General features: G+C 46.1%; 22 protein-coding genes. 9 read left to right on the forward strand and 13 right to left on the reverse strand.

The window, feature by feature from the left end; translation table 11 throughout:
• Positions 1-111 precede the first annotated feature (111 nt).
• From KNP98_RS07325 to KNP98_RS07335, 3 genes are all read right to left on the reverse strand, one after another.
• Positions 112-975 carry a hypothetical protein gene (locus KNP98_RS07325; RefSeq protein ID WP_214811008.1) on the reverse strand — a complete coding sequence of 288 codons (864 nt, stop codon included), beginning with the start codon at positions 973-975 and terminating at the stop codon, positions 112-114.
• Between the two features lie 69 nt (positions 976-1,044).
• The gene (locus KNP98_RS07330; protein ID WP_214811009.1) at positions 1,045-2,028 is read right to left on the reverse strand and encodes a YhdH/YhfP family quinone oxidoreductase; all 984 of its coding nucleotides are present in this window, start codon (positions 2,026-2,028) and stop codon (positions 1,045-1,047) included.
• Between the two features lie 175 nt (positions 2,029-2,203).
• Positions 2,204-2,974 carry a hypothetical protein gene (locus KNP98_RS07335; protein WP_214811011.1) on the reverse strand — a complete coding sequence of 257 codons (771 nt, stop codon included), beginning with the start codon at positions 2,972-2,974 and terminating at the stop codon, positions 2,204-2,206.
• 145 nt (positions 2,975-3,119) lie between these two features.
• Here KNP98_RS07335 and KNP98_RS07340 point away from each other — a divergent pair, with 145 nt between their 5' ends.
• Positions 3,120-4,754 (forward strand): glycoside hydrolase family 55 protein, encoded by a 1,635-nt coding sequence (locus KNP98_RS07340; RefSeq protein ID WP_214811012.1) that lies wholly within the window; start codon positions 3,120-3,122, stop codon positions 4,752-4,754.
• A gap of 40 nt (positions 4,755-4,794) precedes the next feature.
• Here the strand turns inward: KNP98_RS07340 and KNP98_RS07345 are convergent, their stop codons facing one another.
• The 3 genes from KNP98_RS07345 to KNP98_RS07355 form a co-directional block, all read right to left on the reverse strand.
• Positions 4,795-5,616 carry a DUF1028 domain-containing protein gene (locus tag KNP98_RS07345; protein ID WP_214811013.1) on the reverse strand — a complete coding sequence of 274 codons (822 nt, stop codon included), beginning with the start codon at positions 5,614-5,616 and terminating at the stop codon, positions 4,795-4,797.
• A 102-nt stretch (positions 5,617-5,718) separates the two neighbouring features.
• Positions 5,719-7,125, reverse strand: a complete 1,407-nt coding sequence (locus tag KNP98_RS07350) for a YfcC family protein (protein WP_088838212.1) — start codon at positions 7,123-7,125, stop codon at positions 5,719-5,721.
• 172 nt (positions 7,126-7,297) lie between these two features.
• Complete coding sequence (locus tag KNP98_RS07355) at positions 7,298-7,579, reverse strand: putative quinol monooxygenase (RefSeq protein ID WP_088838213.1); 282 nt, start codon at positions 7,577-7,579, stop codon at positions 7,298-7,300.
• 145 nt (positions 7,580-7,724) lie between these two features.
• On the opposite strand from KNP98_RS07355, the gene KNP98_RS07360 reads away from it, so the two are divergent.
• The 5 genes from KNP98_RS07360 (at position 7,725) to KNP98_RS07380 (ending at position 14,280) form a co-directional block, all read left to right on the forward strand.
• The gene (locus KNP98_RS07360) at positions 7,725-8,210 is read left to right on the forward strand and encodes a cupin domain-containing protein (RefSeq protein ID WP_214805316.1); all 486 of its coding nucleotides are present in this window, start codon (positions 7,725-7,727) and stop codon (positions 8,208-8,210) included.
• 75 nt (positions 8,211-8,285) lie between these two features.
• Positions 8,286-9,176 carry an aldo/keto reductase gene (locus KNP98_RS07365; RefSeq protein ID WP_214811015.1) on the forward strand — a complete coding sequence of 297 codons (891 nt, stop codon included), beginning with the start codon at positions 8,286-8,288 and terminating at the stop codon, positions 9,174-9,176.
• A 14-nt stretch (positions 9,177-9,190) separates the two neighbouring features.
• On the forward strand, positions 9,191-10,123 hold the full coding sequence (locus tag KNP98_RS07370; RefSeq protein ID WP_088838216.1) for an aldo/keto reductase: 933 nt from the start codon (positions 9,191-9,193) through the stop codon (positions 10,121-10,123).
• Positions 10,124-10,232: 109 nt separating this feature from the next.
• Positions 10,233-10,679: an OsmC family protein gene (locus KNP98_RS07375; protein WP_029332077.1), complete on the forward strand. Its 447-nt coding sequence runs from the start codon at positions 10,233-10,235 to the stop codon at positions 10,677-10,679.
• Positions 10,680-11,118: 439 nt separating this feature from the next.
• Complete coding sequence (locus tag KNP98_RS07380; RefSeq protein WP_214811017.1) at positions 11,119-14,280, forward strand: DUF3427 domain-containing protein; 3,162 nt, start codon at positions 11,119-11,121, stop codon at positions 14,278-14,280.
• On the opposite strand, the gene KNP98_RS07385 is transcribed toward KNP98_RS07380, so the two are convergent.
• Entirely contained in the window at positions 14,255-14,659 is a 405-nt protein-coding gene (locus KNP98_RS07385) for a (deoxy)nucleoside triphosphate pyrophosphohydrolase (RefSeq protein ID WP_088838220.1), read from the reverse strand. The two genes, KNP98_RS07380 and KNP98_RS07385, sit on opposite strands and share 26 nt — an antisense overlap.
• Positions 14,660-15,106: 447 nt before the next feature.
• On the opposite strand from KNP98_RS07385, the gene KNP98_RS07390 reads away from it, so the two are divergent.
• The gene (locus KNP98_RS07390; RefSeq protein WP_214770221.1) at positions 15,107-16,294 is read left to right on the forward strand and encodes a class I SAM-dependent rRNA methyltransferase; all 1,188 of its coding nucleotides are present in this window, start codon (positions 15,107-15,109) and stop codon (positions 16,292-16,294) included.
• 110 nt (positions 16,295-16,404) lie between these two features.
• Here KNP98_RS07390 and KNP98_RS07395 read toward each other — a convergent pair whose 3' ends face one another.
• The gene (locus tag KNP98_RS07395; protein ID WP_214805325.1) at positions 16,405-17,394 is read right to left on the reverse strand and encodes a zinc-binding dehydrogenase; all 990 of its coding nucleotides are present in this window, start codon (positions 17,392-17,394) and stop codon (positions 16,405-16,407) included.
• A gap of 108 nt (positions 17,395-17,502) precedes the next feature.
• Here KNP98_RS07395 and pepT point away from each other — a divergent pair, with 108 nt between their 5' ends.
• The gene (gene pepT, locus KNP98_RS07400) at positions 17,503-18,735 is read left to right on the forward strand and encodes a peptidase T (RefSeq protein ID WP_214802319.1); all 1,233 of its coding nucleotides are present in this window, start codon (positions 17,503-17,505) and stop codon (positions 18,733-18,735) included.
• Positions 18,736-18,783: 48 nt separating this feature from the next.
• On the opposite strand, the gene KNP98_RS07405 is transcribed toward pepT, so the two are convergent.
• The 4 genes from KNP98_RS07405 to KNP98_RS07420 all read right to left on the reverse strand — a co-directional run bounded on the left by KNP98_RS07405 (position 18,784) and on the right by KNP98_RS07420 (position 23,206).
• The gene (locus KNP98_RS07405; RefSeq protein WP_214808454.1) at positions 18,784-19,797 is read right to left on the reverse strand and encodes a WxLIP family cell surface protein; all 1,014 of its coding nucleotides are present in this window, start codon (positions 19,795-19,797) and stop codon (positions 18,784-18,786) included.
• 16 nt (positions 19,798-19,813) lie between these two features.
• Positions 19,814-20,521, reverse strand: a complete 708-nt coding sequence (locus KNP98_RS07410; protein WP_088838226.1) for a WxL domain-containing protein — start codon at positions 20,519-20,521, stop codon at positions 19,814-19,816.
• 15 nt (positions 20,522-20,536) lie between these two features.
• A complete protein-coding gene (locus tag KNP98_RS07415; protein WP_214811020.1) occupies positions 20,537-22,084 on the reverse strand; it encodes a hypothetical protein in 1,548 nt (515 codons plus the stop codon).
• Between the two features lie 255 nt (positions 22,085-22,339).
• Complete coding sequence (locus tag KNP98_RS07420; RefSeq protein WP_088838228.1) at positions 22,340-23,206, reverse strand: prohibitin family protein; 867 nt, start codon at positions 23,204-23,206, stop codon at positions 22,340-22,342.
• Between the two features lie 294 nt (positions 23,207-23,500).
• Here KNP98_RS07420 and KNP98_RS07425 point away from each other — a divergent pair, with 294 nt between their 5' ends.
• Entirely contained in the window at positions 23,501-25,123 is a 1,623-nt protein-coding gene (locus KNP98_RS07425) for an ABC-F family ATP-binding cassette domain-containing protein (protein ID WP_088838229.1), read from the forward strand.
• Positions 25,124-25,252: 129 nt separating this feature from the next.
• Here KNP98_RS07425 and KNP98_RS07430 read toward each other — a convergent pair whose 3' ends face one another.
• Positions 25,253-25,711 carry an SRPBCC family protein gene (locus KNP98_RS07430; protein WP_088838230.1) on the reverse strand — a complete coding sequence of 153 codons (459 nt, stop codon included), beginning with the start codon at positions 25,709-25,711 and terminating at the stop codon, positions 25,253-25,255.
• Positions 25,712-25,783: the final 72 nt, after the last annotated feature.

Consider the following 25,783-nt stretch of genomic DNA (forward strand, 5'->3'; position numbering starts at 1 on the left):
TGTGCATCTTTGTGAGATGACGATCCTGTCTTTTTTGTCGTTGCGTTCAAATCCAACTCGCCATGTCCGGCTCTTGATTAGAGAAACTGACTAGCTCCAGTCTCAATCGATTCATTTCCCAAGATCACGTGCGAGACGCAAGCGCGTCGAACCGTTATCCGGGAATGCCTTGAGCTGTAATTTCTCACCCTCGTACCATGTGCCGTAATCCGTCTTGACGACCGGATCACCAAGTGCTGTTAAACCTGACGCTGAGACATTCATCCAGTCAATTGCTTCGACTACTCCATCTGATACGACGAGCAAGTACCCGGCGTTCGAGAAATGGTACGTATTGACGGCATCTTTTTGTATGTTGCCGAGCTTGCCATACTTCGCCTCAAACGTTTCAAGCGGTTTCCCGAGGTATTGTTCCGGCTTGTCAATCGGCTGATTCGCGACGACTTGTCCGAGTGTCGAAAGGAGTTCCTCATCTTTTAGACCAGACGGAGCCTCCATCTGAACATCTGTCTCCGGGATGTAGCCTTCGACCGCATCACTTAACTTCAGATGTACCATGCCGTCTTTTGCGTCGAGGACTTCATAAACATCCCCTAAGTCCGCCTTATAGATGACACTGGTCCGATTTGCATCTTGATAGACATCTGCAAACGGTCGTTTGATCCATGCCGCTGAACTAATCTCAGGTGCTACTTCTTTTTTCGATTTCTTCGGCTCTTTTTTCTTCTCTTGATCGGCCGAATCTTTTTCTTTATCCTTTGATGTTTCTTTGGCAGAAGCATCTGTTTTTGGTGTTTCGACCGTCGATGTCGCTTGCGAAGGATCGTTATGCGCGACCATATAGCCCCATCCGCCGACGATCAAAGCCGTCGCCAAAAGGCCACCGAACGCAATCCCACGCCGGTTGCGCTTTTGTTTTCGACGCATGTGACGCGATTGCCGTGCCTGATCGTGCTCTTGTTCCTGTTGACTCATATTTGGTTCCTCCTGAATTGACCGAGTGATGTTTTATTCACTATACCATCTAATCCAGAACCAAATTGTTTAAATTTCGATGACAGTTCTGCCTTGATGTGTCCCTTCAAGCAACGACTTGACGACTGCCGGAACATCACTCAACGCTTTCATTCGGACCATCTCGGCAATCGATAAATGCCAGTCGTTCGCGAGATGATTCCATAAACGCTCACGCTCTGTGATTGGTAACTGAACAGCATCGATTCCAATCAAACGAACACCACGTAAGATGAACGGATAGACGGTCATCGTCAGTTCAGCACCACCGACGTTACCACACGTCGTGACGAGACCCCCATATTGCACGTAACGGATGACTGAAGCAAGTAGCGAACCACCGACCGTGTCGATAATACCGGCATACAGTCCTTTTTTCAAAGGTCGCGTTGTTTCTTCCAGAAGTGACTGGCGTGAGATGACTTCTGCGACACCTGCTTGCTTCAAGCGATCATGCTCGGCTTCTTTCCCGGTCACGGCATGGACTGTAAACCCGAGTTTCACGAGGAGTGCGACCGCGACACTGCCGACGCCGCCCGTCGCTCCCGTGACGAGGACCGGACCATCTTGCGGTGCTACACGTTGAACGAGTTCATCAATCGACTGGGCAGCTGTCAGACCGGCTGTTCCGTAACTCATCGCTTCAAGCGTCGTGATGCCGTTCGGTAGCGACGTAATCCAGTCCGCCGGCACGCGGATATACTCCTGGAAACCACCCGATGTATTCATTCCGAAATCAAAGCCGTTGACGACGACCGCTTGTCCTTCGCTGAAGCGTTCATCAGATGATGTTACAACATGACCTGCCGCATCGACGCCTGGTGTATGTGGGTAATTTTTCGTCACCCCTCGATTTCCTGTGACCGATAACGCATCTTTGTAGTTGATGCACGAATAGGCGACACGAATCAACACATCACCTTCTGGTAAGTCGTCGACTTGTTTTTGTTCGAGTGCCCCGACGAATTGTCCTTCTTCCTCACGTACGACGAATGCTTTAAACGTTTGTTCCATCTGTCTACCTCCTAGGAATTAAGCTTAATTGACATGCTTTGACTTAGCGATGCCCCCATGATAGCCCAATTACCCGTACAGTGCACAAATCATGTCTCATGTTCATCCGACTTTTTAAAAAACGTCAAGTGATGACACTTGTGGATTCGAGGATAGTACTTGAGGGAGAAGTGGTTCAAGTATTCGGATGAACTTGTTTTAAGTAAGATCTGAAATCGTGTTCGATTTTTTCGACGGTTTCTTTCGCGACTGTTTTGTCTGCTCCTTCGTCATAACGGATAATGCCATACAGCGTCCGTAATTCCTGCGACGGTAAAAATCCGATTCGTCCGAACCACTCGCTGAACGACTCCGTCTCTCGGCGTTTCAGGCGCGCCGGCAACTGACGATTGAACAAAACGACCTGTTGCCGAACTTGTTCGACCGGCAATGGCGGGAACGTTTCCTCTGAATCCACCTTAGTCTGTCGGTATTGCTGCGGTGGCATCACTTCGTCTTCGAGTGCATCTTTTGGCCGACCACGGCGTTTTCGGAAGCGACGGATGAGCAGGACAAGCAACAGGACAGCCGCTGCACTAAACCCGATTAAGAAGTAAGGGAAGCCTCCGTCCTCTTCGATTCCCACACCTTTTTCATCATGTTTAAATCCGAGTGAAATGAATTTAAATTTATCTTTAGGTTCTCCTCCCCCTTCACTCTTCTCATCCGTATCGTAACCATAAATCACACCCTCAGGCTTCGGTTCTTTCTTCCAAAGTAACTTCAGCCACCACCAGTCGAGCGGCTTGTTTTTACAATCTTCTCTGCACTGTTGCGCTGTTGCCGTCGCCGGAAAAACCTCGACATCACGCAGTGCTTGATACCCGGTCTCGACTAACGGTTTCATGATCCCAAGTGCCAGCAAAACTATACCCATCATCAAGAGTAATCGACTTCGAAATCGCATGCTCCCACCTCTTTAATGTAATTTTTATCCATTATATAATGATTCAAGCCTAATTAACGGAAATTTTTGATTTTAATTAAAAAGGGCTTGAAGAACAGACGGGATGGGAAAAGGAATGTAGTGATTTTTAGAGAGGAGTTCAACCATGGTCATATTAGAAGCTACACACGATCCCTATCAAAACGGGCCATTGATTGCTGAATATACGGAAAGTAACACGAACCTCGCGGCCGTTACCCATGCTGAACAATTGATGAACGAAAGTCCGTTCGTCGCACCGCGTCGCGCGCCGCATCCGAGCCGCTACTTACGTTCGTTAATCTCACCACTTTTTTTAACGGACCGCGATAAACATATCTTGCCCCTGACAAAAGCATTCGTCAGTCAACAGGATGAGGTCCGGCCGAGCTGGTTCGGTCGACTCACCTATGAATTCGAACAACTGGCCTGTCAGGTCGAAAAAGTCGATGTCCGGACGTATGGAGCCATCGGTGACGGAAAGACCGATGACACGCTCGCCTTCAGGGAAGCACTTGCGGACGGACATCGGCAAGTCCACGTCCCTGCCGGCACATACATCGTCCGCGGGATCCGGCTCCCGAACTTTACGATTTTGACGGGTGACGGGAAAGGCCGGACGATTATAAAATTGCATGATGCTGCCCCGAAAGGACGCCGGTTAATCACGAACCAAAATTACTTACTCGGTAATCATCATCTGCTCGTCGAAAAAATGACCCTCGACTGGAACATCGAGCGGATCGGTGATGCTAAAAAGAGCAGCACATGGGGCAACCATTCGAGTTGTCTGACTTACGCCCATGTCACGTACGGCTGGGTCTTCGACGTCGAGGCAGTCGATCCCGGGCTCCATTGTTTCGACATTTCGACACCTTACTACAATTACAACGGGGACGGCGCACGGGCGAATTTAAGTAGTTCCTTCATTTGGTTCGACGGCTTGACGGGATCCGGATTCGGCGACGATGGCATCACGACGCATCATAGCGATCACTTATTCATCTCGAACTGCTTCATGCATGACCCGAGCGGGCGAGCCCACGCCGTCGGCTTTTCGAATTCGAACGGAATCGAAATCGATGATGGATCGCGCGATGTCTGGTTGTTCAACAATGCGACGTCCCGTTGTTTCGGCGGACTCGAAATCAAGGCACATGCGACATCGTCCGCTGCTTCGACCGTCAAAATCGTCGGGCACCTCTCAATCGATGATCATCGCTCGTTCAACTTCCGCCATATCGGCCACCACCAAGCAACGGACCCGACGTCACAAACTGCCTATAACATCATCGCGACACGGCTCGTCGCGCAGACGCCTCAATACACACCGCTCTATGCAAACTCAAAACCGCGGGCACTCGTCGTCTCGGCGTATCGGAACGTCGTCATCCATGACTTCACCGTCCTCGGTGACCCGAACTATGATTACCAGGAACAGCCGGTGATCGGAATCCAGTACAAGGCGAAAAACGTCACCTTGAGCCAAGTCAAGATGACGGGATTCCGTCAGGCTAAAACGGACATTCAAGTCTTTGGCGGTGAGAACGGGGCAGACGACGTCCGGCTCGTCGATGTCCGGATTGAAGATTCCGCACGCCACGGGATTACGATCGGCCCCCACATTGAGCGCATCCGTTTGATGAACGTCGCGATCAAAGGGGACGGGACGGTCGGCTTGAATGCTAAATCCGAACCGGAGCTTGAACGCTTCATCGCAACCGGTTATCAAGTGCCTGTCCGGACCCATCCGTCCGCATAAAAGAAGCTCTGCCTGACCTCGGTCAGTGCAGAGCTTTTTCTCATTGGGCGCGGAGATAAGCAAGGACACGTGTATCGATCGTACGGTCCTGATGCTCACGCATCTCGAAATTCTCCGTATGCAGGTACGTCCGGAAAGCTTCTTCGAACGATCCCCGGTAACCGAGTTCGAGTAATTTATCCATCACTTCCGATTCGAGCGCCTCATCAATCGGCTTGATTTCTTCCGGTTTACTTGGTTGCAGGTAAAGGGTGTGCAGTTGATAAATCCGCTCGAGCTCTTGAATCGGACTCGGGTGATCGTCGACACGCAAATCGATGTAGCGGTCATTGAAACCACCATATCCACCGTTTTCCTTGACGACGAGGAGCGCAGCCGACTGCATTCCGCGTGAGTCACCGCCTGCCGCTTGTCCGGCAGCGAGGGCACGTAACAACCGTTCACCGAGCGGTCCGTCCGTCGCCTCGAACACACGGGCCATCTCCTTGACCGTGTTGCCGTCGACTAAGATATTCCCTTGCGCGGCAAAGTGTTTACCGGCAATTCCGCCTGCCCAGTCGTTACAGGCGTCTCCCGTGAAAGTTGCGCTCCGACCAGTTGCGTCAACGATTCCGACTTGCCGCTCTGCCCGTCCTTTGTCCGCGTCCGTCAACAATTTTAAGACTTCTTCCGCCGACTTCCCTTCAGAAATCATCCGTAATCCTTCCGGACCGTATGTCGTATTCGCGAATGATTGGGTCGCGATTGCTCCGACACCTGCTTTTGCAAACGGGACGGCGCTGCCGACCGCAAGAAACTTCGATTGAACAGCGACTCCCCATGCTTGTTCTTTTTCACAATAGCCAACGATTGAATATGTCATGTTGAAATCCCCCTTATGAACTTATAACTAACGTTTGTCTTAGAAGTTCCCGATTCCTGCACGAAAAAAACCTTCCGCACCCATTGCACGGAAGGTCGGTGTTCATTGAATGCCTAAGGTGACGGCGAGAAGCAAGGCGACGCAGGCAAGTGTCACCCAAATCGCAAACAACTTCCAAACGAAACGTAACCATTTTTCATACGGAATGCCGGCGATTGCAAGGAATGCCATCAAATGGGCACTCGTCGGGAAAATCATATTCGTCAACCCATCTCCATACTGGAAGGCGAGGACTGCGACTTGTCGTTCAATCCCTAATAGATCGGCGAGCGGAGCCATGATGGGCATCGTCGTCGCTGCTTGTCCACTCCCGGATGGAATGAAGAAGTTCGTAATCAACTGGACGATGTACATGCCGATGACGGCAAGCGACGTCGGTAAATGTCCGACGGCGTTCGATAAACCGTAGATGACTGTGTCGATGACACGACCGTCTTCCAAGATGACGACGATTGCACGTGCGAAGCCGACGATTAAGGCACCGAACGTCACTGCTTTCGCCCCGTCAATCAAACTTTCGAACGTCCGATTGATACCGAGCGTCGCGATTCCGGCAAGCATACCGATGATGAGGAACGATGCCGTCAACTCCGTTAAGTACCAGCCCCACTCAAAGATTCCAATGACATTCAGTGTGATGCCACCAATCAAAACGATGAGGACGAACGCATGTTTCTTCGAAAACCGTGAAAATGTTGTCGTTACTTCTTCTTTCCGATGTTTCTCTAAGTCATAGACTAAGCTGCGCTCCGGATTTTTTTTAACCTTTTGGGCATAGTTCATGACATATAAAATCGTCACGAATAAAAAAGCCAAGTAGATTGCAGTCCGGTAACCAATCCCACTGAACAATGGAACTTCGGCAATCGACTGTGCAACACCAACCGTAAACGGATTAAGCATTCCGCCGGCAAATCCAACCGCTGCCCCGAGACTGACGATCGCTGCGCCCGTCATCGCATCGTAACCGAGTGCCCGGGCGAGCATGATACCGATCGGGACGAAAATAATCGTCTCTTCTGCCATGCCGATCGTCGCTCCAGCAATCGAAAAGACAAACATCGTCATCGGAATCATGATATGTCCCTTTTGACCAAATCGATTAATCAATTGATTGATTCCGGATTCGATTGCTCCCGTCTCACGGATAATACCGAAGACACCACCGACGAGAAAGATATAGAAGATGATGCCAGCACCCGCTTCCATGCCTTTTGGTATCGCTTCAAACAACCCAAACAAATTAACGGGTGCCGACTCGACCGCCCGGTATGTACCATCGATGACGACCGTTTGTCCATCTTGTTTCTCACGATCAAATTGACCTGCTGGTAACGTATACGTCAAGATAACTGAAATCAGTAAAATCCCCATGATAATGGCATATGTATGAGGCATTTTAAAGAAAGAGCGTGAAGACGAATCTTCCTGGACTTTACGTTCGTTCATTTAGCTGCCTCCTCTCAAGTCTGAATCTAGCTACTCTTAAGATAATGCCCTATTTTTGGAAAAAGTAACAGGCATTCGAGGTGTTTTAATTTTTTTGTAACAAAAAAGAGAACTTTCGTTCGATTTAAACATAAAAAAAAAGCCTGACATTGCCAGACTTTTCTCCTACTTATTATGCAGTGAACATTTGAACATCAAGTGGTTTAGCGAGAACAGTTTGTGCAAATGCAACGAACTGTCCGAAATGTGCACTCGTGTTGTGTGATTCAATTGCTGCTTGATCTTCCCATTTCTCAATCATCATGAAGACATTTTCGTCTTCTGTGCTTTGGAACAGGTCATAGCTGACGTTTCCTGCTTCTAAGCGTGAACCTTCGATCAATGCTTTAGTAGCCTCCAAAAAATCAGTACGTTTTGCTGGTTGAACTTCTAATTTTGCTTCGATTGCGATCATGTAAATTCCTCCTTCAACTTTCGTTAACTTACATAGTTTAGCACCTCGATTATGCAAGTGCTATAAAGATGCTTAGACGATTAATTTAATTCGATTTCGGGTAAAAAAATGTATCTTTTTTTGACACCAGAGAGGAGCACACACGATGAGTATCGAGCTTTTTCGTTTCGAGGACGATGGTGTGATTCCAAATAATCCACGTTACCCGGTTTTGATTTATCGTCATGTCTTCGAAGACCCTTCTGCCATCGAAAAAACCTTCCGTGCGAACAATTGGCAAAACAGCTGGGTCGACGGTATTTTTGATTTCCATCATTACCATAGTGTCGCTCATGAAGTCATCGGTATTCTCGAGGGACACGCCAGCATTCAGATTGGAGGACCGCTCGGGAAAACGTTTACGCTGACTGCTGGGGATGTCATCGTCTTACCTGCCGGAACCGGACATAAAGCGCTTGATACGAGTCGTCGCTTCAAAGTGGTTGGTGCCTATCCAAATGGTCAAGACTACGATACGTTGACAGGTGAATCCTGCGAACGACCGAGTAATCTCGAGCGGATTGAACGCGTCGAGCGTCCATCGACCGACCCCGTTTATGGCCAGTCAGGTCCTTTGTTTGAGCATTGGTAAACAAACGATTGACGTTTTTTTCTTATCCATCCGTGGTAAAGCCTATTATTGTGAATTTTGGAGGAGGAAGCGAGAATGAATGAGACAGAACGGACGATTCTACTTGCCGCGTTAAAACAACAGACGGTAGCATTTCCCGATTCAACACACGTTCGGGCATTCGGTCAAGGAACGTGGCACATGGGTGAAGAACCGACAAAACGACAAGCGGAAATCGAAGCTTTGAACGTCGGACTCGACAGTGGAATGGAATTAATTGATACCGCAGAAATGTACGGTGAAGGGGCATCGGAACAATTAATCGGCGAAGCAATCGAAGGACGACGTGAAGAAGTGTTTCTCGTCTCGAAGGTTTATCCTCATAATGCTAGCGGAGACAAGTTACGCGAAGCATGTGAACGTTCGTTACGTAACCTGAAGACGGATTATCTCGATCTTTACTTACTCCACTGGCGCGGTGACATCCCGCTTCAAGAGACGATCGATGGTCTCGAGCAGTTGAAGGCAGAAGCAAAAATTCGCCGCTGGGGTGTCTCGAACTTCGACGTCGCAGATATGAAAGAGTTACTTGCGTTAGAAAACGGCGATCAATGTGCCGTCAACCAAGTACTTTATCACCTTGGCTCACGCGGGATTGAATACGAATTGATGCCGCTTTTAAAAGAGCACGGCATTCCAGTCATGGCGTACTGCCCATTAGCAGAAGGCGGGAGTCTCCGGGAGAAGCTACTTGATCACCCGACCGTTGAACGCCTTGCTGAAACACATGGTGTCGACCCGGCACAAATCCTACTCGCCTTCGTCGTGCGGAGTGGTGATGTCATCGCCATTCCGAAAGCCGGTCAGGCGAAGCACGTCGAAGAAAATGGTCGTGCCGCACTCTTACAACTAACTGATGAAGAATTCGCAGCACTTGATGAAGCATTCCCTGTTCCAACTAAAAAAGAATCGCTCGATATCGTCTAAGGAGGAATTTGCTTATGGATACGAAAGTCAAACTCGGAAAATCAGATCTCATGGTTCACCCGATCGGTCTCGGAACAAATGCCGTCGGGGGGCATAACCTTTACCCGAATCTCGATGAACAAGCAGGACGCGATTTAGTCCGTGTCGCCTTGATGAACGGCATCAACTTTTTAGATACGGCCTTTATTTACGGACCAGAACGTTCAGAAGAACTTGTTGGTGAAACGTGGAGCGAGACGGTCGAACGCAAAGACGTCATCCTCGCAACGAAAGGCGCGCACAAAATCGTCGACGACGAGGTCGTCATCGATAACTCACCCGAGTTTTTGAAACAGTCGGTCGAAGAGAGCCTGAAGCGTTTAAAAACGGATTACATCGACTTGTTCTACATCCACTTCCCAGATGAAGCGACACCAAAAGATCAAGCAGTCGCTGCACTTGCCGAATTAAAGGAACAAGGAAAAATCCGAGCGATCGGTGTCTCGAACTTCTCACTCGAACAATTAAAAGAAGCCAATAAAGACGGGCACGTCGACGTATATCAAGGCGAGTACAACTTGTTCAAGCGGGATGCAGAAAAAGAAATCCTGCCTTATATCCGCGAACACGGGATTTCATTTGTTCCGTACTTCCCGCTCGCTGCCGGATTACTTGCCGGAAAATATGATGAAAATACGAAGTTCGATGATTTACGTGCGAAGGATCCCCTTTTCCAAGAAGATGTCTTCAAAGACAACTTAGCAAAAGTCGAGCTACTTCGCCCGATTGCAAAAGAAAAAGAGGTTGACGTCGCGCATGTCGTCCTCGCTTGGTACCTTGCGCAAGATGGCATCGATGCCATCATTCCTGGTGCAAAACGTGCCGACCAAGTAACAGATACGCTCCGAACGATTGAAGTCGAGCTGACGGATGCAGACATTAAAAAAATCGATCAAATCTTTAGTTAACGCCATGCAAACCCTCGGTCGCAAGATGACCGGGGGCTTGTTCATGAGCAAATAGCGCGAAAATCAAAAAGACAACACGTATGATAACAACAGAGGAGGCGATTTTGAAATGAAACATCATTTTCACTTAACAGCAGACTGGCCGGGAAACCGAAATGACATCGGCGACATCGAGACCGGTGACTTAAAAACAAAGATTTCGATTCCGGAAGCGATGGACGGTCCTGGCGTCGGGACGAATCCGGACGAAATGTTACTCGGTGCCGCTGCAACCTGCTACATCATCACGCTTGCCGCGATGCTCGAGCGCAGCAACATCAAAAAAGTATCGCTGACGATGGAGTCTGAAGGCATCGTCGATGTGACGAACGGGGTCTTTACGTATGATCAAATCATTCATCGTCCCACGTTGATTTTACCTGCCGATACGACAGAGGCAATGGTCAAGATGGCACGTCGCCTTGCGGAAAAAGCGGAAGGTTCGTGCATGATTACCCGTGCGCTTGCAGGAAATGTAAAAGTCTCGCTTGAAGCGGTGATTGAAGTCGAAGCTTAATCGATGACTTTCTCCATATAAAAATAGATTTTTATACTTCGCTCAATTTTGGCAACGTGCTTTCCTACGGGATTCGCGTTGCCCTTTTTCATTAGAAAATCTTTCTCTAAATAAAGAGCGGTCTGAACCTGTCTAAAAAAGATTCTTCCTTTTTTCGTGCTTTCCTCGGGCGAGGCGCAAGCCGAGGCTCCTTATTCTGACGAATAATGAACCTGGTCTCGCTTGCCTCTGTCAGCGCGAAAACGCGCTTCTTCCCGTAGGAGTCACGAAAAGGTAATCTTTTTTTACATCATCGTTTCAGGAAAATAAGAAAAGAAAAAAATTCCAATTATTTTTGAACAATTGCAGAGTAATTTTCATTTGGAATTAGATTGTTGCTGCACGATTTCCAATTACTTCGTATACTGAATTTAGTTTGGAATTTATTGGAGGTAATCAGATGTCTTCGTTTCAGGAACAATTACAGAATCAACACTCTACAACAGATCCTTCTACAAAAAGCTCACCTATTCAAACAGCAGATTATACAACAGAGCTCTTAACTCATTTAAATGAGCTTTTTTATAAATCGATTGTCGATCTTCAACAAAATCAATTGACTGAAGAAATGATCGAAACGACGAATCGCTGGCTATCCGCATTAAATGAACCAAGCTTGACGGTTCCATTACAACGACAGTTAACAGCGTCTTCAACACCGCTCCCACTTCAATATGAAAAATCATTAAGAGCTTGGGATTTAATCGCACCCGGTCAGGAAAATCAGGAAAAGTTATTACACCATTTGATTGATGAGTTGGCTACTGCTCAATCGGCGGACTGGATGGTGAGTTTCACTCGACATTCTGGTATTCAAGCGTTAGTCCCAGCACTTCAAGAAGCGGAACGATTAAATAAACCAATTCGTGTTCTCACTTCATTTTATATGAATATCACTGAAGCGAAAGCACTTCGTACACTGATGCAATTCCGTAATGTTGAGATTAAAATTTATGAACCGATCAAAAAGAATCAAGCGTTCCATCCAAAAGCCTATTTATTTACACGAGAAACTGATTTACATAGTGCCATTATCGGTTCGTCTAATTTATCAAAATCAGCACTTACAAATGGCCTTGAATGGAATGTCCGAATTCCTCATTCTCCACTTACTTCTCTTGTCTCTCAAGCACAGACGTTGTTTACTAATTTATGGACGAGCGACGAAGCAATCACATGTACAACAGAAATTTTAGAACAGTATGAACAACATCATTTAAATACGCCAAAGATCAAACAGTTTGTTGTAAACGACCGTGTTGCTGAAGACTCTGTGGACTATGACACGATCCACCCTAATGAGATGCAGCTCCCGGCCTTAGAACAGCTTCACCGGTTGCGCTTAAAAAAACAAACTAAAGCCATGGTGATCGCTGCGACAGGAACAGGTAAAACATATTTAGCTGCTTTTGATGTAAAACAATTTGAAGCTAAACGTGTACTCTTTATTGCACATCGCGGGAAGTTACTGACCCAGGCAGAACAAACATTTAAAAAGATCTTTACCGATTCAGGGTCTACTTTCGGTCGCTACCAAGCAGATCAAAAAGAAATGGATAAGCAATTTACCTTTGCTACCGTTCAAACTTTTTCCAAAGAAATTCATTTAGCACAATTTCCCCCTTCAACATTCGACTATATTATTATCGATGAGTTTCATCATGCAGCATCAGAATCGTATCAAAAGGTTCTGAATCACTTTACACCGAAGTTTTTACTCGGTATCACAGCAACTCCAGAACGAATGGACGGACTAAATATCTTTAAATTAGTCGATCATAACATCGCGTATGAAATTCGTCTCTATGATGCACTGGCTCAAGATTTATTAACTCCATTCCATTACTTCGGGATTCAAGATGATGAAGAGATCGACTATGAAATGATTCCCCAAAAAAATGGACTTTATATTGAGAAAGATTTAGTTCAAGCACTTGAACGGTCTTCCCGAACGGAATATATCCTCGAGATGATCAATAAGTTCGGCAATAGTGGTTCTACCCAAGTCGGTCTTGGATTTTGTGTCAATATCAATCATGCTGAATTTATGGCTGCAGAATTCAATAAGCACCACATCGAAGCATTGGCAATCACAAGTAATCAAAGTGAAGTAGAACGAGAACAAGCCATTCAGCGATTAGAAGATGAACATGATCCACTGTCCTTCATTTTCACAGTCGATTTATTTAATGAAGGGGTCGATATTCCTAAAATTAACTTGATGCTTTTCTTACGTCCGACGGAATCACCAACAATTTTCATTCAACAGCTTGGGCGTGGATTACGGAAGCATGATTCGAAAGAATATGTAACGATTTTAGACTTTATCGGGAACAGTCAACGTGCTTTTGTAGCCCCACTCGTTTTATCCGGACAACAATCGTTCCATTCCATTGATCGTTATCATGTAGCAAACGCTGTCCAAAATCACTTCCCGATCCTACCAGAAGGATCACTTGCGATTCTCGATCGTGTAACCGAAAACTTTATTATCGAGCAAATGAAGAAAATTGAGTTTTCTACAAGTAAACAGCTACGTGAAAGTTATCAGCGCCTTACGACAATGATTGGTGATACACCATCACTCAATGACTTAGTGACACACCGTGATGCTCCCGCCATTGAAGCAATCATTCAACAATGGAAAAGTGTACTACGATTAAAGCAACTTGAGAAAGTCGCAACGGATGAAGAACTCTCCCTTTTACTTAATCCGGATGCACGAAAAGTCATTGAACATATCGAAAGTTGGTTCCCAATCCGTGAGCCCTTTAGTTTATTGATGATGCAGTTACTTTTAAATCAAGAAACGATTTCGGTCGATGACGTTATTCAGGCAGCTGCAAACCGCTTTGCGATTCCAACTTCTGCATTGTCCCATCGTTCGTCTCTTATTCAGCATTTATTCAAACGATGGTCGACACCACTTAAAAATGACCGTCTACCGTTACTTGTTGTATTAGACGATGGACGATTCCAGCTTTCAACGCAAATGACAGAAGCGTTATCATCCAATGAACACTTAGCTTCATACTTAAATGAATTGATTCAGGCTGGACTGCATGCTTTTGAACAACTATCGGGAGGTGAAGTCTGGTTAGCAAGTGATCAATCATTGATTTCACGAATGACGTATAGCCGCTCTGTCATACAGCGTTTACTTGAGTCACCACATCAAGAAGGTTCATGGCGGGAAGGTGTCGCGCAAGCAGGGGAAGATTATGTACTGTTCGTTAACCTACACAAAAACGAATCAATTGAAGATCAACTGAATTACCAAGATTACTTCATTGATAAAAATCATTTCCATTGGCAATCTCAAAGCATTGCGACTGCACATGGAAAAGCAGGAGAACTCTATCGTCACCATCAGGAGCGTGGCATTAAAGTTCACCTATTTATTCGTAAAGCAGAAAAAGAACAAGGCCGTTCATTACCCTTTACGTATTTTGGTGAGTTGATTCATAAAAGTAGTCATGGTTCTAAACCAATCAACGTAGAGTGGATCTTAAAAGAGCCTTTGACGGCGGAAGAATTTATTTCGTGGAAAAAACTTTCATAATTTTTTCAACAGCCGGAATATCTGCCGGCGCCCACTCTAACTGTTGTAAATCTTGAACGCGTAACCATCTAAGTTCCGCATGTTCTAACGCTTTAGGTGTACCTGCAACAATTTCCGCATAATATGTCGACAGCTCAACAATGATTTTTTCGTATTCATAAAGTGTTGTTTCAATATGTTCTTTCACTTGAATCGTACAATTTAATTCTTCGTTGATTTCACGGGAGAGCGACTGTTCTGGTCGTTCTCCTTGTTCGATTTTCCCGCCAGGAAACTCCCACAAGTTCGGTAACGACATCGCTTCACTTCGTAAGGCACAGAGTACTTCATTGCTTGAATTAAATATTACAGCACCGACAACTTGGATTGTTTTTTTCAAAATAACGTCCACCCTTTCTTTAAATCTTGTCTACAGCATTCAATATAAGTATAGAAGATGATTGATTTTATACCTGAGTTAAAAGAAGATCATCTTCGTAATTACGAAGGCGGTCTTTTTTCGAAGCAGAACCTTCGTTTCCACTCGAATCCTATGGGAAAAGAAAACATGACCGGTCATGTTTTCGTCAGAGCTGAACAAGACCCGAATCGGGACAAGCATTGGACCGCTTCGCGGCTTGTTGCTCGCCCATGGAAAGCGAGTGGAAAGAGATGGTTCGTTGAAGAACGTTCACTTAAATTATCTCCACCTGGATCATCTTAACTTATCCACAGAAACCGACGAAGGACATGTTAAATATCTATCGATTTGAATTATCCACATGTGGACAACTTTTCCTATGCTATAATTTGACTACTTATCCACAACTAGAAATGAGGAACTCACGTGCCACGCGAAATCTATCCTGTCGTCGTCAAAGCGACGGCTATCGAACAAATCAAAAATGGTCAGCCTTTACTTTATAAAGAACTGTTCCAAAAAAGTAACCACCTCAAAGAAGCCGGTGCGCTACTTCGACTTACTACAGAAGATAAAGAATACCTTGCGACCGGCTATTTTGGCAAGCAAGAAAAAGGACTCGGCTGGTTGCTCTCGACGGACGAGATTCAAGAAATCGATGACGTCTTCTTTAAAGAAAAAATCGAGGTTGCTCTCGACCGGCGCGATGCTTTTTTTGAGAACGAACTCATCGATACGTTCCGTGTCTTCAATGGTTCAGGTGACGGCATCGGTGGTTTGACAATCGATTGTTTTGATCACCACTACTTGATCACGTTCGAAAATGAAGGCATCTATTCATTTAAGCAGGAAATCGTCTCTGCCCTTGAGTCGTTAATCCACTTTAAGAGCATCTACGAAAAACGTGCCTTCCAAGTCGATGGTCAGCCCGTCAAAGGCGATGATTTCTTAGCCGGTGAACGGGGAGATTTCCCGGAAGTCCTCGAGGAGAACAGTCTTCCGCTTCTCTATCACCTGGACGCCGGCATGCGGACGGGTCTCGACATTAACCAACGCGACCTTCGTGCCACCGTCAAACAACATGCGACAGGACAAAATGTCTTGAACCTATTTTCCGATACAGGGACGTTGACAGCCGCTGCGCTGCTTGGTGGAGCGCTTGAGACGACGAGCGTCGATTTCTCGACCCGGAGCCGGAACAAGACGATTGAACAACTTGAACTGCATCAGCTTGATCCAGCGGCGCAAACGATCCTCGTCCAAGATGCGTTTGATTATATCGATCAAGCTGATAAGAAAACACGTTTTGATTTTGTCATCGTCCATCCACCGGCACTCGTCAAAACACAAGCACGCCACTTCCGTGCCGAAGTCGATTTACCCGCTTTAATCCAACAAACGATTCACATGACGCATCGCGGTGGACTGTTGTTGATTACGACGGATTGTCAGCTATTTGATCAACAGCGCTTCATGAAAATGGTCGAACAAGCTTTCAAGAAACTTCGTCAAACGTACGAAATCGTTTGGGAAAGTTCCTCGCTTGAAGACTTTCCGGAGCATCCTTCGATGAAAGAAGCGGAACGTAAAGCCGTTCTTGTCCGCCGTAAATAAGCTCAAAACAAATAATTCTGCTAATCTTCTATCGATTAGCAGAATTATTTTTTGTATTAAAAGGAAAAATAAACCAAACGCCGAATCTTTTAGGTTAGTCGACATTCTGATTAAACATCATATACGCTGACCTTTCCGAAATGCGAGTGTTGGTCGAAGGTTTTATACGCTTCGTTTAACGCTTCCACTTGGCGCGGGACACGCGAATCGATTCGAAGTTCAATCGTTCCGTCTGCGACTAAACCGGCGACTTCCGTAAGGTGTTCTTGTTGGCGGCGCATCTCATCTGCTTTTCCTTTTAACAACGGCAATGCGACGAATAAGGCTTCAAGCGTCAATGCCTTACTATGCATTTGCGTCAAATCTTGTGTCGTCCGTGTCGCGATTGAGATGATTTTCCCACGTTCCTTCGCTAAGACGAACGACTCTTGTAAATGATCACCGCCCACCGTATCGATGACGACGTCGAAACCGTCAGGCGCAACACGTTCGAGTAGCGCTTCACTCGTTTCGTCGCGATACCGATGGACTTGTATCCCATGTCCTTCTAGCCAGTTCGCTTTTTCATCGTTCGCGGCACTCGCCGTCACGTCGCATCCATAATGTTTTGCAAGCTGAACGACGAGATGACCAACCCCACCTGTTCCACCGACGACATACAGTCGCATCCCGTGTTGAACCATAGCCCGTTCTTTTAAAGCCTCCATCGCCGTTAAACCAATCACGGGCAGGCATCCGGCAATTTCCGAACGCAGTGCTGCTGGTTTTAAGACGGCCATGCTTTCCGGGACAAGCATCTCTTCCGCGAGTGCACCGGATCGTTCGCCTAATCCGCCTCCGAAGGCGATGACGTGATCGCCGACAGAAAAAGTCGTCACACTCGATCCAATTTCGATGATTTCCCCCGTTACATCGCCCTGGAGAATTCCAGTTGTCGGAGCTGCTGCCACATGACCGAAAAACATCTTCGTATCAAGTGGATTTAAGCTCGTCCCCGTAACACGAACGCGTAAATCGTAATGCCCCGTTTCAGCGAGTGTGACGTCTTTTTCTGTTAACGTAGCGTCTGTCCCATACTGATCGACAACAAATGCTTTCATCTGTACTCCCCCTTTTTTCTTTCCCATTTTAGCATGGTTCAGAATACTCGAATATTATCGCTTCATGATATGATGAACGTAACTCAACTCAGAAAGGACGTTTTTTCATTGAAACAAGATTTGATTCGTCGATTGACTACATATGCAAAAATCGACACACAATCCAGCTATGAAAGCACGACCGTCCCGACGACGGAAGGACAGTGGACACTCGCTCGTCTTCTCGTTGAAGAATTAAAAGAAATCGGCATGACGGATGTCACGGTCGACGCCAATGGTTACGTCATGGCGACACTCCCTGCGAATACAGACGCCGACATTCCGACGATCGGTTTTCTCGCCCATCTCGATACGGCGACGGATTTTACAGGAACGAACGTCAATCCGCAGCTCGTCGATGCATATGATGGAGGACCGATTGTCTTAAATGACGCGATTCCCGTCGTACTGTCACCGAACGATTTCCCATCCTTGACGAACTACGTCGGGCATACTCTGATGACAACGGACGGGACGACATTACTCGGCGCCGACAATAAAGCCGGGATTGCCGAAATCATGACGGCGATGGCTTACTTGATTGCCCATCCGGAAGTGAAACACGGACGGATACGTGTCGCCTTCACGCCTGACGAAGAAATCGGTCGCGGACCGCATCATTTTGATGTCGAAGCATTTGATGCCCAGTTTGCTTATACCGTCGACGGTGGACCACTCGGTGAACTCGAATATGAGAGTTTCAACGCGGCAGGTGCTAAAATCACGTTCCATGGAACGAACGTCCATCCAGGTACAGCAAAAGATAAGATGGTCAATTCACAAAAACACGCGATGGCCTTCCAAAACCGCTTACCGGGTGATGAAGCGCCCGAGTTCACGGAAGGGTTCGAGGGTTTCTATCATTTAATTTCCTTTGATGGATCCGTCGAAAAGACGATCGTCCACTACATCGTCCGTGACTTCGATCGCCATAACTTCGAGGCACGAAAACACTTCTTAACGGCGCTCGTCGAGGAATGGAACAAAAAGTACGGCGCCGGTAGTGTCGAAATGGAATTAAATGATCAATACTACAACATGCGGGAGAAAATCGAACCGCACATGCACATCATTGACATCGCGCATGCTGCAATGGAGTCGCGTGGTATCACACCAATCATCAAGCCGATCCGTGGCGGAACGGACGGTTCGCAGCTGTCCTACATGGGATTACCGACACCGAACATCTTCACAGGTGGCGAAAATTATCACGGGAAATTCGAATTCATTTCTGTCGACAACATGGTGAAGGCGACAGAAGTCATCGTCGCCATCGCAAACGGGTTCGCCGAAAAAAAATAAGTACCTTCACACGTGCGGCCCTGCTGAATCAGCAGGGCCGCTTGTTTATCATTCGGAAGATGCTTTTCGTTTCAAGTGATAAATGTAACCGAGTAAAAGAACGATGATAGAAAACGAAACGATCATCAACATTTTCGATGTGTCTCCAAGGAACGAATTCGGATGTTGTTCGACGTCAGGAACCGTTTTTTTCATCTGTTCCACTTGTTTTTCACTAATTGTAAAATCATCCTGCCACGTCCAGTTTTTTTCTTTCCCGATTACTTTAACATCGAGTTGATATGTTCCCGGCTTCAAAATTCCCATTGATGTAAGTGGGAACGTCATGTATGTCGTCGGAGCGAATTGAGCCGTCATTTCTTTACGAACGATGACCTTTCCACCTTTTTTGACGACAGCTTCCACCTGAAATTTTTCACTGATGGCAGGTGCTTGGTTCGCGAGGGTGACGAGGACGCTCGGACGAGACAGATAGGAAGTTGCTTTTACTCCCTCGAACAGCAAATCCGGTTCAATCTCCCGGATTGATGATCGAACCTTTACACCAATGACGTACGCTTGACGACTTTGAACACCGACTTCTGCGGATGCCTCTTCTGGTTTGTCCTGTTTCTTGATTTCAATACCTGCGAGCAGGACCCCTTCAATCGCTCGTTTCGGCAAAGTCAGCTTCAACGAAACGATTTTCGACTCTCCTGCTTTAATTGTAATTGGCTTTTCCGACACGCGAGCTAACTCGGATAGGGACACTTCCGCGAGCGTCAATGGTCCTTTCTCTTCATATACAATCAACCCGTTCCCGTTCGTCGTCGCATTTCGGAGCGAGACAAGATAGGACTGATCGTCTGATCCGTGATTATAAATCCGAATTTTCATATCAGTTCGTTGTTCCGGAGGTATCCTTAAATCGAAATACGTGACACCAGAATCCACTTGAAATTCATTCGGTATCGCTTCAACCGAAAAATTGACGTTACTCTCGGCACTGACGACTACTCCGGTCATGAGTAGATAGATGACTCCACTGAATCCAACAAGATACTCTATACCACGTTTAATCAACTCATCCCCTCCTTAATCAAGGAATCGAATCCGTTAATACCCAGTCGATTGTCGCGACGTGGGTTCCTTTGATTTGTTGATTTAATGGAACATTCAATGTAATGTTGTCATTCGACCAAAGTGATCCGTCCGTCTCAGGTGATACATCAGTACCCAACCAAGATAGTAACCAAGAGTAAGGCGATCCAGCTGTCGACGTTAAAATATCTACTGCTTCACCACCCGCAAGCAATTCAATCGCGCTTGTCACGGGTGCCGTCGCCCCGACGTTATAGGTAGGTGTATTCACGATGCCTTCCGCTATCGATAATGATGCTCCAGGCAACGTGTTTTCCCCTCCACTCGTGAACGTATTCAGCTTGGCAGTAACCGTCCATTCAGACAACACGACACGCCGGTCTGTCACTTGTAAAAAGGGTTTTTCGTCAGTCGATTCAAAAATAGCATCACTTCCAAGAATTTCATGTGTCCCAAAGTTAAAATTCGGTGCATAATCTAATGTCAACGGTCCTGTATTACCGGTCGGTGTGTTTTCACCCTTACCTGGGTCAGGTGTGTACGAATCATCGGGATTGGCTGGATCCAGAATGTCAGGTGCTTTATTCGTCTCAAAAGTGATGGTCGCGGTTGAACTTCCTGACGACGTTTCTGCAAATACGAGGGACGGTCCACCTAGTAGTAGTGCACTAGCAAACAATGAAGTAACGGTTGACTGTTTTTTCATTCAAATCTCCCCTTCTCATGGTGCATTAACTAATGTCCATTGAATTTGCGTCTGATACGTAGTAGCTCGTGGTCGTTTCCCTGTCAAATCGAGAATGATTCCTTCACTTGGTCCATACGTCAAAATTGTTGATGTCGCTCCCATTTTCCCGGATGCAATTTCGCTATCAATGGTTTGTAACGTTTGATTTGTCGCACCGACTTTAAAGAGCAGCACGTCATCTAGTACATCACCTCCCTCGCTCGAGAGTGGTGCCGTCAACCTAGCGCGAAGTTTCCAATCATAATTCAAAGCATTTTGATGCGAGATTTCAATCGTCATCGCTGTTTTTCGATTGATTACACCTTCTCTCCCTTTGATTTCCTGTGTTCCAAAATCGAGAACTTCAGGTACTTTAAGGTTAAATACGGGACCGATTGTTAAAGTCGCCATTCCAAAACCACTATTTAAAACATCCAAATCGACTACACTACTCGTCAATGAACTTTCAAATGTATACACTGAATTTGTTCCGACCGGAAGTGGATTGACTTTGAAACTTAACGTAAAGATATCTTTTGATAAAAGTGAGAGTGCAAGCAAAGAACCGACTTCTGCATAAATTTGATTACCGTTTTGTTGAATCGAACTGGCCGGTACATTTGCAACCTTCGCGCCCAGCAATCCTGTATAGGAATAACTCAAACTGATTGTCCCTGCCTGAATCGATTGCATCACTTCCTGTGGGAGTTGAAAAATCACGTATTTGCTTCCTAATCCTAAACTCAAAACGGATTGCATATCCGCAGTCAACGTAATTTTCCTTTGCGCTGCTTCATAGGCGGCGGTCAGGTTGACCGATCCTACCAACGCGACATCGAGTGCTCCTCTTTGTTCTGCTTTTTCCGCTCCTTCGTCGACAGGTATTTCCTTATCCTCTAATGCAGGATTTTGTGACTTTGATGCAGTTGATGATTCATCCTCGGATTCTAGTGATTCTTTCTCTTCAGGTACTTGAGGATCTAGTGTCAGGGGTATGTCAGTCTCGGGTGTTGGGGACTCTTCCTCTTCTGGTGCTTGAGGTTCTGGTGTCGGGGGTATCTCACTCTCGGGTGTTGGGGACTCTTCCTCTTCTGGTGCTTGAGGTTCTGGTGTCAGGGCTATTTCACTCTCGGGTGTTGGGGACTCTTCCTCTTCTGGTGCTTGAGGTTCTGGTGTCAGGGGTATTTCACTCTCGGGTGTTGAAGATGCTTCCGGTGACGCAGGCTCTGCGTGATCAAGTTCGTCGTTTTCTGGTGGCACGACCGCTTGATCCTCACCTTTTGCCCTATCGTCTTCTTCCTTTTTTGCTTCTTCGTTGGATTCATTTTCTGCTTCATTCAAGGTGTTTTCACAATAATCGACTACATCGATTGCATTTTGGTCAGGTGGCGGTTGTGCTTCGAGAATGCTTACACATTCTTTTAACGTCGGATTACCTTTAATCGTAATCGAAGTTGCATTCGCTAAAGCGTGTGTGCCTGACAAGAAAATAATAAGCACTAATATTGTTGGGATAGATTGGATTGGAGATTTTTTTATCAACCACTACCTCCCCCTCCTAACGACCGATTACGATTAACTCATTCACGACTTACTTCAACAATTACCTTATAAACACTAAAATAAACCAATTATTTTACAATTTAAAAGATGTATCTTTCTTATTTTTTTCCTGAAATATGTTTATATGCTTGATATAACTCATTTATTCTCTCGTATCACTTTATCAAAATTATAATTTACTGTTTAAAATCTTCAAAAAAATACACCTTCCCATCGGAAGGTGTATTCCATTACTTATTCCTTCTCTGTTTCCTGATCCGGAAGCGGCAACTGCACCATGCTGCCCGATCCACTCACAAGTGGTGACTTTCCGTCCCACTTCTTGACAGCTTCATATTGAATCATTTCGGCAGTCAACGTTTTTTGAAGTTCCTTCTGTGCTTTCGCCAAACCTTGCGCTTCAATCAAACGCGCATCTGCTTCCCCTTGTGCCTCGACACGAAGTCGTTCTGCTTCAGCTTTGGCAATCGCGAGATCCGTTTTCTTCTTATCTAGCTCTTGTGAGGCTTTAACACGAGAATCGATGGCTTCTTGTGTTTTTTCATCTGGTTTCGGAGCACCGAGTGCAACGTCCTCAATGATGAAACCGATTTTTTTAACGTCTTCTGCAAATTGCGTTTGGATGCTCGTCGAAACATTTCCTGACTCTTCACCGAACAATTCGAGTACCGTTACTTTCGAAATTTGCTCTCGTGACGCATCATATAAACGTTGTTTCAAATAGCCATCTGCGATTTCATCGATATCGATCGGTCCGAACTTATTGAATACTTTCGTGACTTGATCGGGAGAGACTGCAAAACTGTACGTAAAGTCGACAACAATGTTCTTCCCGTCTTTTGTCGCGAGTGTCATATTGTCGAGCGACTTCGTTTGTGTCCGAATCGGATACTCCGTCACACGTGTGATCGGTGAAACGACGTGCCACCCTTGCGAAAGTGTTTCGTCCTGGACACCGCTTGACGGTTTGTAGACGACACCGACTTGCCCCGGTTCAATCTGTTCGACGATGAACGGTGTCATGGCAAGGAGTGCAACGACGATGACACCGGCGATGATCATCGCTGGGTTAATTCTTTTCTTTGGTTTGATTTCTCTCATTATGAGTCCCCTTTGTCAATTTTGTCTTGGATATATTTATACAGTTCGATTCCTAACAAGGCGATGAGTGCGAAAAACAGTAAGGTAAACAATGTTGCCATGATTTCTCATCCCTCCTTCATCCTGCCTCTTTAACTTATACGGTTGATTTCAGAAAATGTTTCATGACCATGGTTGCTTATTTTTAGAATCTGTCTTAACATGTAAAGAACTTTGTCCTTGAAACGAGCCGTATCATTTTGTGGTACACTCGTAACAGCACATCACACACTAGAAACGAGGGTTCATCTCTATATGATTACAGTACAAAACGTCGGCCTCCGCTTTGCGGACCGCAAATTATTCGAAGACGTCAACATCAAGTTCACACCAGGTAACTGTTACGGTCTGATTGGTGCGAACGGCGCCGGTAAATCGACTTTCCTCAAAATTCTTGCAGGAGACATCGAAGCACAACAAGGCGATGTCATCATCACACCGGGTGAGCGTCTTGGCGTACTCCGTCAGAACCATTATGAATATGAAGAGTTCCAAGTCATCGAAACCGTCATGATGGGACACAAACGTCTGTATGAAGTCATGAAAGAAAAAGATGCAATTTATATGAAAGAAAACTTCTCGGATGAAGACGGCATGCGTGCCGCTGAACTCGAAGGAGAATTCGCAGAAATGAATGGTTGGGAAGCTGAGTCTGAAGCTGCGATGCTCCTTCAAGGTCTCGGAATCAAAGAAAGCCTGCACACAAAAACAATGGCTGAATTAACAGGTGGAGAAAAAGTTAAAGTCTTGCTCGCGCAAGCGTTGTTCGGTAAGCCGGATATTCTGTTACTCGATGAGCCGACCAATGGTCTTGATTTGAAAGCCGTCAAATGGCTCGAAGAATTCCTGATCGGGTTTGAGAACACGGTCATCGTTATTTCCCACGACCGTCACTTCCTCAACAACGTCTGTACGCACATGGCCGATCTCGACTACGGGAAAATTCAACTCTATATCGGGAACTATGATTTCTGGTATGAGTCAAGCCAACTCGCTTCACGGATGGCTGGCGACCAAAACAAGAAAAAAGAAGAAAAAATTAAAGAACTTCAAGCCTTCATCGCGCGTTTCAGCTCGAATGCTTCAAAAGCGAAACAAGCGACGTCACGGAAGAAGTTGCTCGATAAAATCACACTTGACGACATCCGTCCGTCATCACGCCGCTATCCGTTCGTCGGTTTCTCACCGGAACGTGAAATCGGAAACGATTTGTTGACGGTTGAAGGTCTCTCGAAGACAATCGATGGCGTCAAAGTCCTCGACAACGTCCGTTTCTCATTAAATAAAACAGACAAAGTGGCATTCATCAGCCAAAGCGATATCGCCATCACAACACTGTTTAAAATTTTAATGGGTGAAATGGAAGCAGACAGCGGGACATTCAAATGGGGTGTTACGACGTCACAATCGTATTTGCCAAAAGACAACTCGGAGTTCTTCGAAGGGTCTGACAAAACGATTCTCGATTGGTTGCGCCAATACTCACCAGCTGATGAAAGTGACACATTCCTCCGTGGTTTCCTCGGTCGGATGCTCTTCTCCGGAGAAGAAGTCATGAAAAAAGCGTCAGTCCTCTCTGGGGGAGAAAAAGTCCGTTGTATGTTATCGAAAGCGATGCTCAGTGGTTCAAACGTCCTCGTCCTTGACGATCCGACGAATCACTTAGACCTCGAATCAATCACAGCACTCAACGATGGCTTGATTGCTTACAAAGGTGCGATGCTCTTCAGCTCGCATGACCATCAGTTCGTCGAAACAATTGCGAACCGCATCATCGAACTCACACCAAACGGAATCGTCGATAAAGAAACGACGTACGATGAGTACCTCAACAACGATTCAATCCAACAACAATTGACTGCGTTATACGCACATTGATTTGTCTACTGTCCTCGTTAATCGGGGGCAGTTTTTTGTAAATACGTTTATATTTTTTTGTTAAGTATCATCTTCCTTACTTAAAAAGGTACACCTATTCTCGCAGTAATCGAGAGTAAGCGTACCTTTTTATTCTTGGATTTGCTTCACTTCTTTTTCGAGCCGCTCGAGAAATCCTTTGACGATTTTCTCGTTTTCACGTTCTCCGCCTAACGATAAGAGACTGCGACCGACGAAGTTGACGCCTTCATTTTTCCCCGTGTAAATCAAACGGCAGCTCGTCGCATCAATTCGCTTCAGCGCAAACGACATCTCAAGGCGAAACATCTTCGCTAACGTAAAACCAATCGTATTTTGTTTATAGTCCGGTTCATTCGTATAAGCGAGATCGGTCACGATGTAGGTTTCAAGACGATTCCCTTGCATGTAGGTTTGCCGGTACGTCGATCCGACGACGCCCGGCTTACGTTCAATCACCTCATGCTGGACGACACCCGGAATGAGTCGTTGCAGTCGATCGTGATCAAACAGATGCCACGCCTGTTCGATTGGAATCGCAAGTACTTTTTCTTCACGCCACGTCACCATGACACCACCTCCTTTTAGTTTAAAAATACCCTGATGTCCGTCGTTCTAACGCTCGACTCCGGCACAATCAGG

This window comes from Exiguobacterium sp. s127, assembly GCF_018618695.1.
Lineage (GTDB): Bacteria > Bacillota > Bacilli > Exiguobacteriales > Exiguobacteriaceae > Exiguobacterium_A > Exiguobacterium_A oxidotolerans.

Coding starts and splice junctions, on each gene's coding strand:
- KNP98_RS07365 (WP_214811015.1), top strand. CDS start 8,286: ATGAATGAGACAGAACGGACGATTCTACTTGCCGCGTTAAAACAACAG.
- KNP98_RS07355 (WP_088838213.1), bottom strand. CDS start 7,579: ATGATCGCAATCGAAGCAAAATTAGAAGTTCAACCAGCAAAACGTACT.
- KNP98_RS07345 (WP_214811013.1), bottom strand. CDS start 5,616: ATGACATATTCAATCGTTGGCTATTGTGAAAAAGAACAAGCATGGGGA.
- KNP98_RS07430 (WP_088838230.1), bottom strand. CDS start 25,711: ATGGTGACGTGGCGTGAAGAAAAAGTACTTGCGATTCCAATCGAACAG.
- KNP98_RS07380 (WP_214811017.1), top strand. CDS start 11,119: ATGTCTTCGTTTCAGGAACAATTACAGAATCAACACTCTACAACAGAT.
- KNP98_RS07325 (WP_214811008.1), bottom strand. CDS start 975: ATGAGTCAACAGGAACAAGAGCACGATCAGGCACGGCAATCGCGTCAC.
- KNP98_RS07370 (WP_088838216.1), top strand. CDS start 9,191: ATGGATACGAAAGTCAAACTCGGAAAATCAGATCTCATGGTTCACCCG.
- KNP98_RS07335 (WP_214811011.1), bottom strand. CDS start 2,974: ATGCGATTTCGAAGTCGATTACTCTTGATGATGGGTATAGTTTTGCTG.
- KNP98_RS07340 (WP_214811012.1), top strand. CDS start 3,120: ATGGTCATATTAGAAGCTACACACGATCCCTATCAAAACGGGCCATTG.
- KNP98_RS07410 (WP_088838226.1), bottom strand. CDS start 20,521: ATGAAAAAACAGTCAACCGTTACTTCATTGTTTGCTAGTGCACTACTA.
- KNP98_RS07360 (WP_214805316.1), top strand. CDS start 7,725: ATGAGTATCGAGCTTTTTCGTTTCGAGGACGATGGTGTGATTCCAAAT.
- KNP98_RS07420 (WP_088838228.1), bottom strand. CDS start 23,206: ATGAGAGAAATCAAACCAAAGAAAAGAATTAACCCAGCGATGATCATC.
- KNP98_RS07395 (WP_214805325.1), bottom strand. CDS start 17,394: ATGAAAGCATTTGTTGTCGATCAGTATGGGACAGACGCTACGTTAACA.
- KNP98_RS07375 (WP_029332077.1), top strand. CDS start 10,233: ATGAAACATCATTTTCACTTAACAGCAGACTGGCCGGGAAACCGAAAT.
- KNP98_RS07330 (WP_214811009.1), bottom strand. CDS start 2,028: ATGGAACAAACGTTTAAAGCATTCGTCGTACGTGAGGAAGAAGGACAA.
- KNP98_RS07350 (WP_088838212.1), bottom strand. CDS start 7,125: ATGAACGAACGTAAAGTCCAGGAAGATTCGTCTTCACGCTCTTTCTTT.
- KNP98_RS07425 (WP_088838229.1), top strand. CDS start 23,501: ATGATTACAGTACAAAACGTCGGCCTCCGCTTTGCGGACCGCAAATTA.